Below are 16,367 nucleotides of genomic sequence, written 5' to 3' on the forward strand. Positions count from 1 at the left end.
CGTTTAATACCATTCGCGTTTCAGGTTTTTGCTACTATCCTGATTTATAAACAATAGCGTTTCAATTGAAACTGGCAACTCGGTGGCATCCTTGCGATAATTCAGCTATTACATACATTTCGCATGTTGGTGCGCATTAACGCCACCAGCCAGTTTTCTCAATCTAGTCTACAAGAGTGTTTATGTCTGCCAACCCGCCCCTTCTTTCCCAGCGCTTTAGAGGTTATTTCCCCGTAGTTATTGATGTTGAAACTGCGGGCTTTAATGCGGGAACCGACGCCTTGCTGGAGCTCGCGGCAGTTACGGTAAAAATGGATGACGACGGCATTCTCCATCCCGATGAAACCTTTCACTACCATATAGATCCGTTTGAGGGCGCTAATCTAGAACCGGCAGCGTTGGAATTTAATGGCATCGATCCGAATTGCGCCTTGCGCGGGGCAATTGAAGAAAGTGAAGCCATGAAGGACTTATGCAAAGGTATCCGAAAGGCGCAAAAAAACGCTGATTGTCAGCGCTCGGTGATTGTTGCCCACAACGCCACTTTCGACCAGAGCTTTGTAAATGCGGCAATAGAGCGTTGTAACATCAAACGCACGCCGTTTCACCCGTTCGTCTCGTTTGATACCACCAGCCTTGCCGGCCTTGCGTTAGGGCAAACGGTGTTGGTTAAAGCCTGCCGCGCAGCGGGAATCGCTTTTGATCAAAGTGAAGCGCACAGCGCACTATACGATGCCCAAAAAACAACCGAACTATTTTGCTTTATGGTTAACCGGTACAAAGCATTAGGCGGATGGCCGGTAGAAAATGATTAAATGAACAAGGTATTTAAGATACTGGTATTCATACTGGGCTCACTCAACACGTTTTAATTTATAAGCTCAAACAAAAACAGCGCCTAAAAGCGCTGTTTTTTCTACTCTTCAAGTAGCTAGCTTACAGCTTGTCTGCTTCTTCAGATAGGTACTTAGCTACACCTTCAGGCGAGGCGTCCATACCAGATTTACCTTCAGTCCAGCCTGCAGGGCAAACTTCACCGTGCTCTTCGTGGAACGCCAGTGCATCAACCATACGAAGCATTTCATCAACGTTACGGCCAAGAGGAAGATCGTTAACCACTTGGTGACGCACCATACCTGCCTCGTCGATTAAAAATGAACCGCGGAATGCAACACCATCTTCCGGATGCTCAACATCGTAAGCTTGACAGATATCGTGTTTAACATCAGCCACGAGAGTGTACTTAACTGGGCCAATACCACCTTGATTTACTGGGGTATTTCTCCAGGCATTGTGTGAGAATTGAGAGTCGATAGAAACACCGATCACTTCAACACCACGTTTTTTGAACTCGTCAAAACGCTTGTCAAAAGCGATCAGTTCAGAAGGGCAAACGAAAGTGAAGTCTAGCGGATAGAAGAACACAACCGCTTTTTTACCTTTGATTGCTTCGCTTAACGTAAAAGAATCAACAATTTCACCGCTACCTAGTACCGCTGCAGCTGTAAAATCAGGTGCCGGACGGCCAACTAATACACTCATGAGTCTCTCCATTTATATGTGGATTGTAATAATAGAAGTGATTGCGTTGCGCGACCACTTAAAATAGATATTGCTAGCTTGGGAGATAGGTACGATTACTAAAATAACAATATTAAACAATGCGTTTTTTCACTGATCCTACCAATAGGGGTTCATTCGCTAAACTTTAAGCACAGATTTTCATCATTCACCCTTTATTAAATTTGCCAATATCTACTTGCCAAACTAATGAATAGCAATTATTATCATTTACAGATTCATTTGGAGTACGTTTAATGTTTGTTTGCATGTGCTATGGGGTAACAGATAAAAGCATTCGCGCGGCGGTTGAAGAAAACGGCGTGGGAAATATGCGTGAGTTACGTCAACATTTAGAGCTTGGCTCGCAGTGCGGTAAGTGCATTACTATGGCACAACAAATTATTGACCAAACCATCATTGATGAATCATTATTTAAAGACGTAGGTTAAAGTAAGCAACCTAATACTTAACCTTTCCGGTCCCTTCTCCCTCTTGTAACGCGTTTCTTTGCTACGACACATTCAGCATATATATTGACACCAAAAGCAGCGGCCATTACCGCAGTGTTAATTAAAGGTGTATTCGATGCCTGCGTAATAAAAAGCGCCGTTAATGCCGCCTGGAGATGTAGGTGGATAAAGCGCGCCAACCTCGCCTTGAAACGGGTTTTCGTCAGGCAGTGCATCGAACAAGTTTTGCGCGCCTAGCGTAAGCTGAATGTGTGGTTGTACTTTCCAAGCGAGTTGCGCGTCAAACGTCGTTAATGCACTGCCGTATATATCCATTCCCGCCGATGCATCGAGGTGGTCTTCGTAAAACTCACCATAGTAGTTTAATCGCCATGTTAGCGCCCAGTTACCTTTGAGCTGCTCAAGGGTAACGCTTCCCCTGTGAGCCGGGAGGTTATCTTCTAGCATACGAATGCGCGACGGCGTTAAGTTAGGCAAAAGCTGCATTTCATCGTTAACTAGAGCAGGATAAAGCGTAAGGCGTTCCACCTGCGTATCTGTCCAGTTGTAAGCGAGTAATAACGCGTTAGCCCAGTCATTGTATGAAAAACTGTAGTTTACAACTAAATCTACGCCCTGGGTCTTAGTATCAAAATCATTAGTAAAGTATTTTGCTGCATTGTACTTAACTGCATCTGGCCTTCCCTGTGCAACCAGCGCGCTAATATCTTGTTCAGTCAACGGAATCGCTGAGGTGGTACTGATGCGATCTGAGAGGCGAATATTGAAATAGTCGAGCGTTGCGAAAAAGTTGTCGCTTGCCTGCATGACCATGCCCAGACTGAAATTGACCGATTCTTCTGGTGTAAGTGGTGTCGCGCCGAGCTGTAATGAAATGAGGTCCGTTGGCGGCAAGGTGGCTTGGTCTTCAAGCCCATTAACGCCATAAGCAGTTGTTACATTAATCACGTTGCTCTGGCCCACTGTCGGCGCTTTGAAGCCTGTATTAACTGACCCTCGCAATGCAAAGGTGTCGTTAAGTTTATAACGCATGCTCAATTTGCCGTCAAAGGTAGAGCCAAAGTCACTAAAATGCTCAACTCTAGCAGCCAGTCCAACCTGCATCGCTTCAGTTAGGAACAGCTCTACGTCGGCGTACAATGCCCAGTTATTGCGGCTCCAATGCCCAGCTGACTGAGGCTGATACCCTGGAAAACCGTTCGACCCAATCGAAAACCCTTCGCTTAACCCCAACGGAGGCTCAAGGGCAAAAGGCCCAGCAATGTAGGACGCTTCATCACCGGCTTTCTGGAAATAGGTTTCTTTGCGCCATTCAGCACCGAGGCCTATGCTAATTGGGTCTTCAAAAATGGATTGAATAAGCTTGCTAAAATCGAGGTTAAGGGTTCGCTCTATTTGTGATACACCGCCTGGAGAAAAGGAAGTGGGTGTCCGGGGCCCTAACGACGGGTTTACCGTATTCGATATGGTGTACTCGATATCACTGTAACCTAAAGTGGCACTCGCATCCATCGCCCAGCCTTTGGGCAATTCATGTCTTATTCCCATGGCCAGCGAGGCATCGGTAATGGTGCCGCCAAATTTTGGCGTGAAACCGCCTGGAAACCACTCATTAAAAGCAAAACAATTTGCCCCAAGTTCGGTGGTGTTATCAGCTATTCGCTGATAATCAGGGTCTTGCAATACGTTGTTAGTAGAAAGCGTAATAGACGGGCACGCTATGCCGTTTTCCAATCCATCTAAATCCGCCACAATTAAACGGCTTTCCCCCGTGTTGGGGTCAGTTCGACTAAACACGCCTTCTCGAGTTTGCGGGTTTCGAAAATAGAAACCACCGGTTATTTTTCGTCTCGCTGCTGTAGCAAAACTATAAAATTCTGTTAATTGAGAAATAGCAGTGCCGGCATTTAAGGCTAGTTTGATATCTTCGTTAACGTCTAATGCGCCCCAAACTTGAGACGGCGTTTGGATAAATGTATTACCTTGTTCGATAAGCGCCTGTGCATCACTGCGCTGTACAGAACGAGAAGTGCCGTTTTGCTGCCTGTACTCAGCCGTTGCATTTAAAAAGCCTTTATCGCCTATGGCAAACCCATTGTTAAGCTGTATTTGGAAAAGTTCGCCATCACCTTCACTGTACCCACCTAACTTAAGGGCAACGCTCCCCCCTTCTCGTGCATCTTTTAGCACAAAGTTAATAACGCCTGCGATAGCATCGGAACCGTATTGTGCGGATGCACCATCTCGCAGCACCTCAACTTGCTTTAACGCATAAGCAGGTATAACTGATATATCAGGCCCTTGTGCACCGTCAGACAGGCCACCGCCGAGAAAGGTAATAACCGCAGATCGGTGTCTACGCTTCCCGTTAAGTAATAACAACGTGTGATCTGACGACATGCCTCTTAAATTCGCAGGTCTTACAAGGCTACTGGCATCGTTAATCGGCTGGTCATTAACATTTAATGACGGCACCATCACGCTAAGCATAGAAAGCACGTCACTATTCCCTTGCGAACGCAGCGCCTTCGAACCAATAACATCAAGGGGAACCGGAGAGTCTACTGCACTTCGCGGCGCATTTCTGGTGCCAACTACCGCAATTTTTTCCAAGCCATTATTGCCCTCTTCTGACGCTTTTTCTTCCTTGTTCGCCTGGTTAGCCTTCGCTAGTAACGACGAGCGGGAGCGAATACTCAGCATACCCGCTTCATCCACGACAACGGCAAGTTCCGTATCTTTTAAAAGTTGAGACAAGGCTTCGTTAAGCGTAAACGTGCCTTCAAGGGCATTCGTTTTCACTTTTTTAGCTAAATCAAACGGAAATAACAAAGTGGTATTGGCCTGTTTTGCAAGCTCCGTAAGGGCCTCGTTGGCATTTTGCGCAGGAATCGAAAAACTAAACTCGTTAATTGATGTTTGTGGTTGTGTGGCTGTAACTTGAGTGGTTTGTGCGTACACAAGAGGGGCATGTGTAAGAAGCAAAAATAAAGTAGGCGCAATGTGCAGAGGTGCTTTTACTAAGCGAAACACCACTATTTCGCCTCTTTTTTGCGAAAAGCACCAAGCCAGCCATGCAAAAGCATGCAGCTTTTCTATTGCTTTATTAGGTTGCCTGCTTGTTGCAATGTTGCTCTGTTGCACGATTTAAATTCGATGTGCTTATTATTCTGATTATATTGTCACATTAAATAATTTGATGCCAACTAGGAATAGGAGAAAGCCCCTAAGTTTCAGAAGTTTTTAACTCTCCGCTAGTTTAAGCTCAATACTCGTGTCGGTGACTTTCTCGTAGTTGATGTTAAAGCTACTTTTTAACGCCGATAGTAGGCCGTCAATGTCACCCACTTTAAAATAACCCGCTACGCGGCGTTTGCGTAAGCTCTCATCAGAAATATGAAAGCGTACCGGCGTATAGCGGCCTATTTCAGCGAGAACCGCGTCTAAAGGCTCTCCTTTAAATACGATCATGCCTTGTTGCCAAGCTAAATCATCATCGATGTCGTTTTGAGACAAACTTTCACGGGCTTCAACTTTGCCTTGTACCTTAGCCTTTTCACCCGCAAACATAAGTAAACCTTCATCGGCAACAGGGCGCTTTGTGAACAGCGATTCATTAGATGCTGAAGCTTTAAAACGATCTTTAACTAATACTTTTCCGTCGGTCACTACGAGTTCAAAAGCGTTATCATCTACATACTGCATATTAAACGCTGTACCCACCGCAGTAACGGTATTGTTGCCGGCGGTAACAGAAAAAGGCCGCGTTTTATCGTGGGCGACTTCAAAATGCGCCTCGCCCTTAAGCAGCACAATGTTTCTCACCGCTGACGAAAAGTCCACTGTAACCACTGAGTTAGTATTTAGGTGCATTTTTGAACCATCGGCAAGAGTGACATTTTTCTGTTCACCCACACCGGTTTGTACTTTTTGACTTACCGCTGCAAACTCAGGAGTAGCGTCTAACCATGTGCGTTGAACCACAACGCCTACGGCGATTGCCATTACTAAAAACGTCGCCGCTATCCCCCACATTGCGCTCTTAGAAACGCTGTGTTTTTTCGCTGATTGACGGGACGTCGGTTGAGGGAATAGACCACTTAGTTCATTCAGCACCGACATATCATCCCACAAGCTTGCGGCTTCAAGCAGCGCCTGCCGGTGTGCGTTACTTTCGGATAACCACGCGTCTAATTCTGTTTTTTCTTCACTTTTTAAGCCGCGATCGAGACGGCTTATCCAAAGGCAAGCTTGCTCTTGGATATCTTCTTTGCTTGAAAACTGGCGAATATTGTTCATGTTAACTACGGCTTATGTCCTGAGTCGCGGTAGCAGTGGCACGGGGGGATGCACTGTCCTTTGAAAGCTCAGCTAAATATCTAGAGCACATCATTAAACCTTTGGCGACATGCTTCTCTACGGTGCTTTCGCTTAGCCCCACAAGCTCTGCAATCTCTTTTTGTCGCATGCCATATACTTTTTTCAACAAAAATACGCGTTTTACATCAGCTGACAGCGTGTCTGTCGCTCGGCAAAAATGAATAAAGCGCTCTTTGCTTTCTACGTTTTTTTCTAAACTGTGCCCTATAAGCTCATAAGGCAAAATATCCATGTCATCAAGCTGCTGCTTGTTTTTATTTTCAGCTTTAGCAACATGGTTCAGCGCTAGGTTACGCGCTGTTTTAAGCATATATGTCCGTTCGTATTGTATTTCTTGTTTTAATTCTGCTTCGTAGCTTTTTATAAAAGCTTCTTGGACTATATCTTCAATGTCGTCGGCGCCAACAATAGAACCTACCGCGCGCATTAGCTTAGAGCGGTATTTTAAAAAGGTTTCAGCTACTGTCGACTTTCTTGTCATAATAATAAAAGTTGTGTGTTTCGATTTGCTTACATTGGCATCAATAATGCCTGTTTCTTTATCATTTTTCACGCAAATGATACTCGAATAAGAAAATAAAAGGGGAGCTAATGCTCCCCTTCACTTCGAAACATTTGTGAAAGTTGTTTTTCGCTAGTGCTAGCGATTAAAAAGTGTAAACACCTCTTAGATAATAGAAGCCACCGTTGATACCGATTGGTGAGGTTGTTGGATACAACGAACCTGCAATACCGGCGTACTGTGTATTCTCATCTGGGTATTCATCAAAGGCGTTTTTCGCACCTACGGTTACAGTGAGCTCTTCAGTGAAGTTGTAAGCCACTTCTAAGTCCACAGTAAATTCTGAACCTACTTTATCAATAGGAAGCGCAGAATCTAAGTGGTCTTCAAAGATGCTACCGTAATAGTTCAAGCGTGCAAGGAAGCGCCAATCACCATTTGTGTGGTTCGCCGTCGCACTGTAACGCACCGCTGGAAGGTTATCTTCTAGCATGCGAATACGGAAGTCAGAGATATTCTCCGACGCACGGTCTACTTCTGTCGACGTCCAGTTATAAGCAAGTGAGAACTTAGTTTCACCACCCATCATTTCCATCGCATAGTTCGCTACAACGTCAACACCTTCAGTAGTGGTGTCGAAATCGTTAGTAAAGAAGCTAATCTCAGAGAAGCTAGACGCATCGTTGATACCTTGCGCGAGAAGCGTCGCAATATCTTCTTCAGTTAGCGCAATACCCGATGCAGTACTGATACGGTCAGTAAGTTCAATGTTGTAGTAATCTGCAGTAATGAATAAACCATTTTCAAAGTCTGCTACCACACCAAACGTAATGCTTTCTGACTCTTCAGGCGTTAACTGCTCACCACCTTTAAGCTGTGATACTGGATCAGTGGGTGGTAGTGTTGCACGGTCGATTAGCTGTCCATCCGTACCAAACGCTGTGGTTACGTTACGTACGTTACTTTGACCCAGCGTCGGTGCTTTAAAGCCAGTTGAGAACGCACCGCGGAACGCGATGTTCTCAAGCGCTTGCCAACGGAAAGCAATTTTACCTTTCGTGGTATCGCCAAAATCAGAGAAGTCTTCGTAACGTAGCGCACCGGCTAGCATGAAGTTTTCTGTGATATAGGCTTCTACATCAATGTAAAGCGCGATGTTGTTGCGGGACACACGACCTTGGCTATTGGCCGCCAAGCCAGGGAAACCATTTGAGCCAATGCCAAAGCCTTGTGTCGCCAGCGGACCTATTTCATAAGAGGCAGTATCACCTGCAAAACTCTCATAACTTTCGTTGCGGTATTGGAAACCAGTCGCTACGAATAGCGGCTCATACAAACCAACATCGAAAGGTTTGGTAAAATCAATATCAAGGGTTTGCTCAGATTGTGTATAACGACCAGGGCTAAACTCGAACGGTGTTTCTGGGCCTAAAGACGGGTTGATTGTGTTGCTAATCGCGAAATCAACTTCGTTTTGACCAAGGTTTAGACTCACGTCATACGTGATATCGTTCTCTAATTCGCCTTTAGTACCAAAAACAAGAGACATATCGGTAACCGTACCGCCGAAACGAGGGGTGAAACCACCTGGAAGAATTTCGTTAAATGCAAAACAGTCTGGGTTATTTGCAACTTGGTTTATGTACGTAGGATTTTCTAAAACGTTGTCGCCTACTACGATATCGGTTGGACAATTACCTGACATATCGCCAGTTAAATCACCAACTAGAAGTAGCTGCTCTCCATCTTCATTCGTACCGCCGTCGTTTACACCACCACGATTGTGTGGGTTACGATAATAGAAGCCGCCTTCAACTTCACGCTCAGCGAAGTTACCGAAAATATAGGCTTCAGACGTATCAGATAGCTCGACACCCGCGTTAGCAAAAAGCTTAATGTCGTGTTTTATTTCAGGCGAACCCCAAATTTGTGCAGGGTCTGCAACAAAGGTGTTGCCCGCCGCTATAAGCGCAGCTGCATCGTCACGCTGAATGCTACGAGAGGTATCGTCGGCAGTACGGTATTCGGCTGATAGGTTAATAAACCCTTTTTCTGATAGTGGAAGACCCACGTTACCAGAAAGCTGAATCATGTCGCCGTCGCCTTCATAGTATGAGCCATAACGGGCTTCAAAGGAGCCGCCTTCTGACGCGTCATTAAGTACGAAGTTAATTACACCTGCAATGGCATCTGAACCGTACTGCGCTGCTGCGCCATCACGAAGAACTTCTACCTGCTTAAGTGCCGCTGCCGGAATAACAGAGATATCTGGGCCTTGTGCACCGTCAGAAAGACCACCACCTAGGAAAGTGATTACCGCAGAACGGTGACGACGCTTACCGTTAACCAACACTAGGGTGTGATCAGATGCCATACCGCGAAGGTTAGCTGGGCGTACAAGCGTTGATGCATCATTGATTGGCTGGTCGTTCACGTTAAAAGACGGCACAACAGTTTGCATCATAGATACCATATCGGTGGCACCCTGCTGCTTAAACTCTTCGTCCGAAATAATATCAATTGGAACCGCTGAGTCAGCTACAGAGCGAGGCGCTGCGCGTGAGCCAACGACGGCAATTTGTTCGTAATCTTCAGCTTTTGCACTTTCTTCTGCTTCTTGCGCATAAACAGGTGCTGTAGCCATTACTGAAAACGCAGCAGATGCAGCTAGAACGCCGCGCACGTTTTTAGTCAATAAAGACAAGGTTGTATTCATGGTGGTTTCCCGGAGTTTCTCTATGAGTACCTTTTGCGTGTTTCACGCATAAGCCTTTAGCGTGTTTCACAAACAAGAAAAGTACTCAGGGTAGTTGTTATTTTATACCTTCAACACTGACTTACTTGCGGTCAGATGAACCTTTTTATAGAACGCAAGATATTAAAAAACAAACCTTTTTCTACAAAATAAATATATTTTTTCAGGCCGTAGAGGATTTTGATTTCTGACCTGTCTATATAGTTTTACGGGAATGAATGTGGCGGGTTTTACGCGGTTTTCAATGAAAAAAACCGGCACAAGGCCGGCTTTCTAATCGTCATTTACAATCCCCAAAATCGGGCAAGGTCGAGAAGATTTACTCTTCTTCTTTGAACTTCTCAGCGGTCTCTTTAATAAGCGGCTGTAGCTCGTTTTGCTGAAACATTTCAATAATGATATCGCAACCACCAACAAGCTCACCTTCAACCCACAATTGTGGGAACGTTGGCCAATTCGCGTATTTAGGAAGTTCAGCGCGAATATCAGGGTTTTGAAGAATATCTACATACGCAAAGGGTTCGCCACACGACATCAACGCTTGTGATGCTTGTGAAGAAAAACCACAGCTAGGTAGTTTAGGAGAACCTTTCATGTACAACAAAATTGGGTTTTCTTCGATTTGCTGCTTGATTCTATCCAGCGTTGATTGATTTTCAGTATTATCCATTTGATTCCTCTGAGCACAAAAGTGTATTCCCAGTAGATGGGAATGCATGAATGATTTATCAAGGCGAAGGGTATCATAAATTTATATTTAATAACCGAACAGTGAATTGATCTTTTCATTCTCTGCAACGCTATCTACCAATACATTGGATGGCTATTTACCAAGACAAAATAGGTTTTGAAAAAAAATTCACATTTTTGTCATTGAGTTATATAACTTTATCCCCACATTTAAGATACGCTTTAGCGTCTAAAGCGGTATATTCAATCAAGGGTTGATATGCACTTATTGAACAGGCGAAGATAAGTGTGCTTTAGATTACAATACTAAACCAACATGGAGACCGTCATGGCTTTTGAACTACCAGCATTACCATACGAACAAAATGCACTAGAACCACATATTTCTGCTGAAACGCTTGAGTATCACTACGGCAAGCACCACGCTACTTATGTAACTAAGCTAAACGGCCTAGTTGAAGGTACTGACATGGAAAACAAAAGCCTAGAAGAAATCATTAAATCTTCTGAAGGCGGTGTTTTCAACAACGCAGCGCAGGTGTGGAACCACACGTTCTACTGGAATTGCCTAAGTCCGAATGGCGGCGGCGAACCTACGGGTGAACTCGCTGACGCAATTAACGCGAAATGGGGCTCATTTGCAGACTTCCAAGCTGCGTTTAACGACAAAGCAGTTAATAACTTTGGTTCAAGCTGGACATGGCTAGTTAAAACTGCTGACGGCAGCCTAGACATCGTTAATACCAGCAACGCTGAAACGCCTATTTCTGGCGATGACCTAACACCAGTACTTACTGTTGATCTATGGGAACACGCTTACTACATCGATTACCGTAACGCGCGTCCTAAGTACCTAGAAAACTTCTGGGCACTGGTTAATTGGGAATTCGCAAGCAAAAACTTTGCGTAAGCCTGACGCCTCAGTATAGAACTTAATAGGTTCTATAACGCGTTTAAAAATACGAATGAAAGCCCCGCATATCAGCGGGGCTTTTTTTGTTGTGTTCATTCTTTTAAGTGACACTAAATTCTTATTAAAGTTGCAATTTTCATTAGACGAAAAGATTAAAAACTATACACATTAATTACTATCGTTTTCCCAAATAGCGACTAAGCTGAAATTACGGGGTTCCGTATTTAAGGGGTATTCATGGGTATTTTTGAACACTATCAAAGTCGCTATGAAGAGCGAAAACAGGAAGAGTTCACCATTGGGGAGTTCCTTGAAATTTGTAAGGAAGATCAAAGCGCTTATGCCAACGCTGCAGAACGTTTGCTAAAGGCTATCGGTGAGCCAGAACTAGTAGACACTGCCAACGACCCGGCACTAAGCCGCATTTTCTCAAACCGCGTTATTTCTCGTTATCCAGCTTTCTCAGAATTCTATGGTATGGAAGAAGCCATAGAGCAAATCGTTTCTTATCTTAAGCACGCCGCACAGGGACTTGAAGAGAAGAAACAAATTCTTTATTTACTCGGCCCTGTGGGCGGCGGTAAGTCCTCGCTAGCCGAGAGACTAAAAGAACTGATGCAGCATGTACCTATTTACATGCTAAAAGGCTCGCCAGTAAACGACCATCCTTTCTGTTTATTTGATGTCAAAGAAGACGGCGACATTCTAGAAAAAGAATACGGCATTCCTAAGCGCTATTTAAAAACCATCATGTCACCGTGGGCGCGTAAGCGCCTGCATGAATTTAATGGCGATATTACTCAATTTAAAGTTGTTCGGGTTTATCCTTCAGTACTCGACCAAGTGGGCATAGCGAAAACCGAGCCTGGGGACGAGAACAATCAAGATATTTCGGCGCTAGTGGGTAAGGTGGACATTCGCCGCTTAGAGCAGTATGCACAAAATGACCCTGACGCCTATAGCTACTCTGGTTCTTTGTGTAAAGCCAATCAGGGGTTAATGGAATTTGTCGAAATGTTTAAAGCGCCGATTAAGGTGCTGCATCCACTATTAACCGCCACACAAGAAGGTAACTACAACCCAACGGAAGGCTTCTCTGCCCTTCCCTTCGATGGACTAATTCTTGCCCATTCAAATGAGTCGGAGTGGCAAGCGTTTAGGAATAATAAGAATAACGAGGCATTTCTAGACCGGGTTTACATTGTAAAAGTGCCATACTGCCTGCGGGTAAGTGAAGAAATTCATATTTACAAAAAGCTCCTTGATAGCAGTGAGCTTAATGGCGCGCCCTGCGCCCCTGACACGCTAGAGTGCTTAGCACAGTTTACCGTGTTATCTCGCTTGAAAGAGCCAGAGAACTCCAGTTTGTTCTCAAAAATGCGGGTATACGATGGCGAGAGCCTGAAAGACACCGACCCTAAAGCCAAGTCTTATCAAGAATACCGCGATTACGCCGGTGTTGATGAAGGCATGGAAGGGTTATCCACCCGCTTTGCCTTTAAAATTCTATCTCGCGTGTTTAACTTCGATCATCAAGAAGTAGCAGCGAATCCGGTTCACCTGTTCTATGTGTTGGAGCGTCAAATTGAGCGGGAACAGTTCCCTCAAGAAACCGCGGATAAGTATTTAGAGTTCTTGAAAGGCTACCTAATTCCCCGCTACGTGGAATTCATTGGCAAAGAAATTCAAACGGCTTATTTAGAGTCGTATTCTGAATATGGGCAAAATCTGTTTGACCGCTATGTGACGTATGCCGATTTCTGGATCCAGGACCAAGAGTATCGCGACCCGGAAACCGGGCAGCTGTTTGACAGAGCATCGCTAAATGCAGAGTTAGAGAAAACCGAGAAGCCCGCCGGTATTAGCAACCCCAAAGACTTCCGTAACGAAATAGTAAACTTTGTGCTTCGGGCACGTGCGAATAATGCAGGCAAAAACCCTGCGTGGACAAGTTATGAAAAACTGCGCACCGTCATTGAGAAAAAAATGTTCTCAAATACGGAAGACTTATTGCCGGTGATTTCGTTTAACACCAAAGGTTCTGCAGAAGAGCAGAAAAAGCATGACGACTTCGTAAACCGTATGACCGAAAAAGGCTATACGCAAAAGCAAGTTCGACTGCTTTGTGAATGGTACCTTCGCGTACGTAAAGCGTCTTAGCGCTAAACGTACGTGGTGCTGAAACGCGTGTAAACGCGCTTCAGCACTGGTATTTGTAGTTCACAACAAGACAAGCAGGTGTGTATGGCGCATTTTATTGACCGAAGGCTTAATAGCAAAGGCAAGAGCACGGTAAACCGCCAACGTTTTATTAAACGCTATAAACAGCAGATAAAACGCGCGGTATCTGATGCTGTGGGTAAACGTTCTGTAACCGATCTTGATTCTGGCGAAAAAATTAGCATTCCAGCCAGGGATATTTCTGAGCCTATTTTCCATACCGGCCGCGGTGGCAGCAGAGATATTGTACACCCTGGCAATGACCAGTTTATTGCTGGGGATAAAATTGACAGGCCGCCTGGTGGCAAAGGGCAAGGTGGTGGTGAAGGCGATGCCAGTAAGGAAGGAGAAGGTCAGGACGAGTTTGTTTTTTCCATTTCTAAAGATGAATATTTAGATCTTCTTTTTGAAGACTTAGCGCTACCTAATTTGAAGAAAAACCAATTTGATAAAGTCACGCAGTATGAAACCTACCGCGCGGGTTATCAAACTGATGGCGTGCCAAGTAATTTAGATATTGTACGCTCGCTCAAAGGTTCAGTGGCAAGACGCATTGCGCTTAGCGGCAGCGATAGAAGGAAGCTTAGAGAGCTTGAAGAAAAACTGGCGCAACTTATTGATGATAAGCACGACAATACGTTAGCGATAAAAGCGCTAGAAGAAGAAATTGATGTATTAAAAGCAAAAATTGCGCGGGTGCCCTTCATCGACACCTTTGATCTACGCTTCAAAAACTATGACAAACGCCCGCTTCCCTCTAGTAAAGCTGTGATGTTTTGTTTAATGGATGTCTCGGGCTCTATGGACCAAGCCACTAAAGATATGGCAAAGCGGTTCTACATTCTGCTGTATTTATTTTTAACCCGTACTTATGAAAACGTAGATGTGGTCTATATCCGCCACCACACGCAAGCGAAGGAGGTAGATGAACAAGAGTTTTTCTACTCGCAAGAAACCGGCGGCACCATTGTTTCAAGTGCGTTGAAACTGATGGACGAAGTGGTTCGTGAGCGCTACAGCGATGGAAATTGGAATATTTACGCAGCACAGGCGTCTGACGGTGATAACTGGGCTGACGACTCGCCCCAGTGTCGCGATTTACTTACCGCCAAACTATTACCTGCCACTCGCTATTACGCTTATATCGAAATAACCGAAAGGCAGCACCAAAGTTTGTGGCGTGAATACGAAAAAGTTGCCGCTACTCACGACAACTTTGTATGTAAGCACATACAATCGCAGGCTGACATCTACCCTGTGTTCAGAGAGCTATTCAAACGCTCGGAACAAGATGCGCTGCAAGGAGCCTAATATGACCTCAGATGCAATTGCAAAAGAAAATGGCAAACCTGAATCATCACAACGACATTTGTTAAGCGACGGCCCCGACTGGACATTTCCGCTTATCGAAGAGTATGAGCAACACATCGATCGCATCGCTAAAAAGTTCAAGCTTGATACCTACCCCAATCAAATTGAGGTCATTACCGCCGAGCAAATGATGGATGCCTACGCCAGCATAGGCATGCCGCTTAACTATACCCACTGGAGCTTTGGTAAAAAGTTTATTCAAACCGAGCAGCAATACCGTCGCGGGCAGATGGGGCTTGCATACGAAATAGTCATTAACTCTGACCCCTGCATTGCCTATTTAATGGAAGAGAACACCATTACCATGCAAGCCTTAGTCATGGCCCACGCATGCTATGGACACAATTCGTTTTTCAAAGGCAACTATCTATTTGAGACATGGACTGACGCCAGCTCTATTATCGATTACTTAGTATTTGCTAAAAACTATATTGCTAAATGCGAGCAAAAGTACGGCTATGAAGACGTAGAAAATATGCTCGACTCCTGCCATGCACTGATGAATTACGGCGTTGACCGCTACAAACGCCCGCAAAAGATTTCATTGCAAGAAGAGAAGAACAGGCAGGAAGAACGCGAAGCCTACCTTCAATCCCAGGTGAACGAACTATGGCGCACACTGCCTAATAGCCCGCACAGTCAACACAAAGAAAAAATTCGTTTTCCTCAAGAGCCCCAAGAAAACCTGCTTTATTTCATTGAAAAAAACGCGCCACTTCTAGAGCCTTGGCAGCGTGAAATTGTGCGTATTGTGCGCAAAGTTTCACAGTATTTTTATCCGCAGAAACAAACCCAGGTAATGAACGAAGGCTGGGCCTGTTTTTGGCACTATCATATTTTAAACCAGATGTATGATGAAGGTTTAGTAAGCGACCGCTTTATGATGGAGTTTTTACACAGCCATTCCAGTGTGGTTATGCAGCCTGAATACAATAGCCCTTATTATTCAGGCATCAACCCTTACGCCCTTGGTTTCTCGATGTTTATGGATATCAAGCGCGTATGTCAGTCACCCACGGAAGAAGATTATAAATATCTACCGAGTATTGCGGGTAAAGACTGGCTGGAAACCGTGCATTTCGCCATGGAAAACTTTAAAGACGAAAGTTTTATCAGCCAGTTTTTATCGCCAAAAGTGATTCGTGATTTCAAGCTTTTTTCACTGGAAGACGACACCTCCCAACCCTTTATCAGCGTAAGTGCTATTCACGATGAATTAGGCTATCAAACCATTAAAGAAAAACTTTCGGCACAATACAACCTGAGCAATTTAGAGCCAAATATACAGGTACACAATGTGGATGTTAGAGGCGACCGGTCGCTAACTCTTCGCTACATTCCACAGCGCGGTGTTCTGCTAGGCGACTCGAAAGATGAAGTAATGCGTCATTTACACAGGCTTTGGAAGTTCGATGTACGTCTTGAACAAGACAATGGTGATGACGGCGTTGACGTAATATCGGAGTGTAAACGCACACCGCAGGCTTGAGCCTGCGGTTTACT

General features: G+C 44.8%; 12 protein-coding genes. 6 read left to right on the forward strand and 6 right to left on the reverse strand.

Annotated elements, in window-relative coordinates; genetic code table 11:
* Window positions 1-182: 182 nt before the first annotated feature.
* Window positions 183-815 carry a ribonuclease T gene (gene rnt, locus ACTRWF_RS05125; RefSeq protein WP_071951067.1) on the forward strand — a complete coding sequence of 211 codons (633 nt, stop codon included), beginning with the start codon at window positions 183-185 and terminating at the stop codon, window positions 813-815.
* 121 nt (window positions 816-936) lie between these two features.
* Here rnt and ACTRWF_RS05130 read toward each other — a convergent pair whose 3' ends face one another.
* Window positions 937-1,542 carry a peroxiredoxin gene (locus ACTRWF_RS05130; protein ID WP_012517802.1) on the reverse strand — a complete coding sequence of 202 codons (606 nt, stop codon included), beginning with the start codon at window positions 1,540-1,542 and terminating at the stop codon, window positions 937-939.
* Window positions 1,543-1,817: 275 nt separating this feature from the next.
* On the opposite strand from ACTRWF_RS05130, the gene ACTRWF_RS05135 reads away from it, so the two are divergent.
* Window positions 1,818-2,012, forward strand: a complete 195-nt coding sequence (locus tag ACTRWF_RS05135; protein ID WP_012517801.1) for a bacterioferritin-associated ferredoxin — start codon at window positions 1,818-1,820, stop codon at window positions 2,010-2,012.
* Between the two features lie 117 nt (window positions 2,013-2,129).
* On the opposite strand, the gene ACTRWF_RS05140 is transcribed toward ACTRWF_RS05135, so the two are convergent.
* From ACTRWF_RS05140 to ACTRWF_RS05160, 5 genes are all read right to left on the reverse strand, one after another.
* Window positions 2,130-5,177, reverse strand: coding sequence for a TonB-dependent receptor domain-containing protein (locus tag ACTRWF_RS05140; protein ID WP_462835204.1), 3,048 nt, complete (start codon window positions 5,175-5,177; stop codon window positions 2,130-2,132).
* A 99-nt stretch (window positions 5,178-5,276) separates the two neighbouring features.
* A complete protein-coding gene (locus ACTRWF_RS05145) occupies window positions 5,277-6,332 on the reverse strand; it encodes a FecR family protein (protein WP_020743144.1) in 1,056 nt (351 codons plus the stop codon).
* Between the two features lies 1 nt (window position 6,333).
* Window positions 6,334-6,894, reverse strand: coding sequence for an RNA polymerase sigma factor (locus ACTRWF_RS05150; protein ID WP_415858915.1), 561 nt, complete (start codon window positions 6,892-6,894; stop codon window positions 6,334-6,336).
* 166 nt (window positions 6,895-7,060) lie between these two features.
* A complete protein-coding gene (locus tag ACTRWF_RS05155) occupies window positions 7,061-9,631 on the reverse strand; it encodes a TonB-dependent receptor domain-containing protein (RefSeq protein WP_462835205.1) in 2,571 nt (856 codons plus the stop codon).
* 358 nt (window positions 9,632-9,989) lie between these two features.
* The gene (locus ACTRWF_RS05160; RefSeq protein WP_012517796.1) at window positions 9,990-10,340 is read right to left on the reverse strand and encodes a Grx4 family monothiol glutaredoxin; all 351 of its coding nucleotides are present in this window, start codon (window positions 10,338-10,340) and stop codon (window positions 9,990-9,992) included.
* A gap of 348 nt (window positions 10,341-10,688) precedes the next feature.
* On the opposite strand from ACTRWF_RS05160, the gene sodB reads away from it, so the two are divergent.
* The 4 genes from sodB to ACTRWF_RS05180 all read left to right on the forward strand — a co-directional run bounded on the left by sodB (window position 10,689) and on the right by ACTRWF_RS05180 (window position 16,353).
* On the forward strand, window positions 10,689-11,270 hold the full coding sequence (sodB, locus tag ACTRWF_RS05165; RefSeq protein ID WP_012517795.1) for a superoxide dismutase [Fe]: 582 nt from the start codon (window positions 10,689-10,691) through the stop codon (window positions 11,268-11,270).
* Window positions 11,271-11,510: 240 nt separating this feature from the next.
* Window positions 11,511-13,433 carry a PrkA family serine protein kinase gene (locus ACTRWF_RS05170; protein WP_012517794.1) on the forward strand — a complete coding sequence of 641 codons (1,923 nt, stop codon included), beginning with the start codon at window positions 11,511-11,513 and terminating at the stop codon, window positions 13,431-13,433.
* An 84-nt stretch (window positions 13,434-13,517) separates the two neighbouring features.
* Window positions 13,518-14,804, forward strand: coding sequence for a DUF444 family protein (locus tag ACTRWF_RS05175; protein WP_462835206.1), 1,287 nt, complete (start codon window positions 13,518-13,520; stop codon window positions 14,802-14,804).
* Between the two features lies 1 nt (window position 14,805).
* Complete coding sequence (locus ACTRWF_RS05180) at window positions 14,806-16,353, forward strand: SpoVR family protein (protein WP_462835207.1); 1,548 nt, start codon at window positions 14,806-14,808, stop codon at window positions 16,351-16,353.
* Window positions 16,354-16,367 lie beyond the last annotated feature (14 nt).

It is taken from the genome of Alteromonas sp. G5_S2_22_S1 (assembly GCF_054968525.1).

Coding starts and splice junctions, on each gene's coding strand:
- ACTRWF_RS05135 (WP_012517801.1), top strand. CDS start 1,818: ATGTTTGTTTGCATGTGCTATGGGGTAACAGATAAAAGCATTCGCGCG.
- ACTRWF_RS05145 (WP_020743144.1), bottom strand. CDS start 6,332: ATGAACAATATTCGCCAGTTTTCAAGCAAAGAAGATATCCAAGAGCAA.
- ACTRWF_RS05160 (WP_012517796.1), bottom strand. CDS start 10,340: ATGGATAATACTGAAAATCAATCAACGCTGGATAGAATCAAGCAGCAA.
- ACTRWF_RS05130 (WP_012517802.1), bottom strand. CDS start 1,542: ATGAGTGTATTAGTTGGCCGTCCGGCACCTGATTTTACAGCTGCAGCG.
- ACTRWF_RS05175 (WP_462835206.1), top strand. CDS start 13,518: ATGGCGCATTTTATTGACCGAAGGCTTAATAGCAAAGGCAAGAGCACG.
- ACTRWF_RS05180 (WP_462835207.1), top strand. CDS start 14,806: ATGACCTCAGATGCAATTGCAAAAGAAAATGGCAAACCTGAATCATCA.
- ACTRWF_RS05150 (WP_415858915.1), bottom strand. CDS start 6,894: ATGACAAGAAAGTCGACAGTAGCTGAAACCTTTTTAAAATACCGCTCT.
- ACTRWF_RS05155 (WP_462835205.1), bottom strand. CDS start 9,631: ATGAATACAACCTTGTCTTTATTGACTAAAAACGTGCGCGGCGTTCTA.
- sodB (WP_012517795.1), top strand. CDS start 10,689: ATGGCTTTTGAACTACCAGCATTACCATACGAACAAAATGCACTAGAA.
- ACTRWF_RS05170 (WP_012517794.1), top strand. CDS start 11,511: ATGGGTATTTTTGAACACTATCAAAGTCGCTATGAAGAGCGAAAACAG.
- rnt (WP_071951067.1), top strand. CDS start 183: ATGTCTGCCAACCCGCCCCTTCTTTCCCAGCGCTTTAGAGGTTATTTC.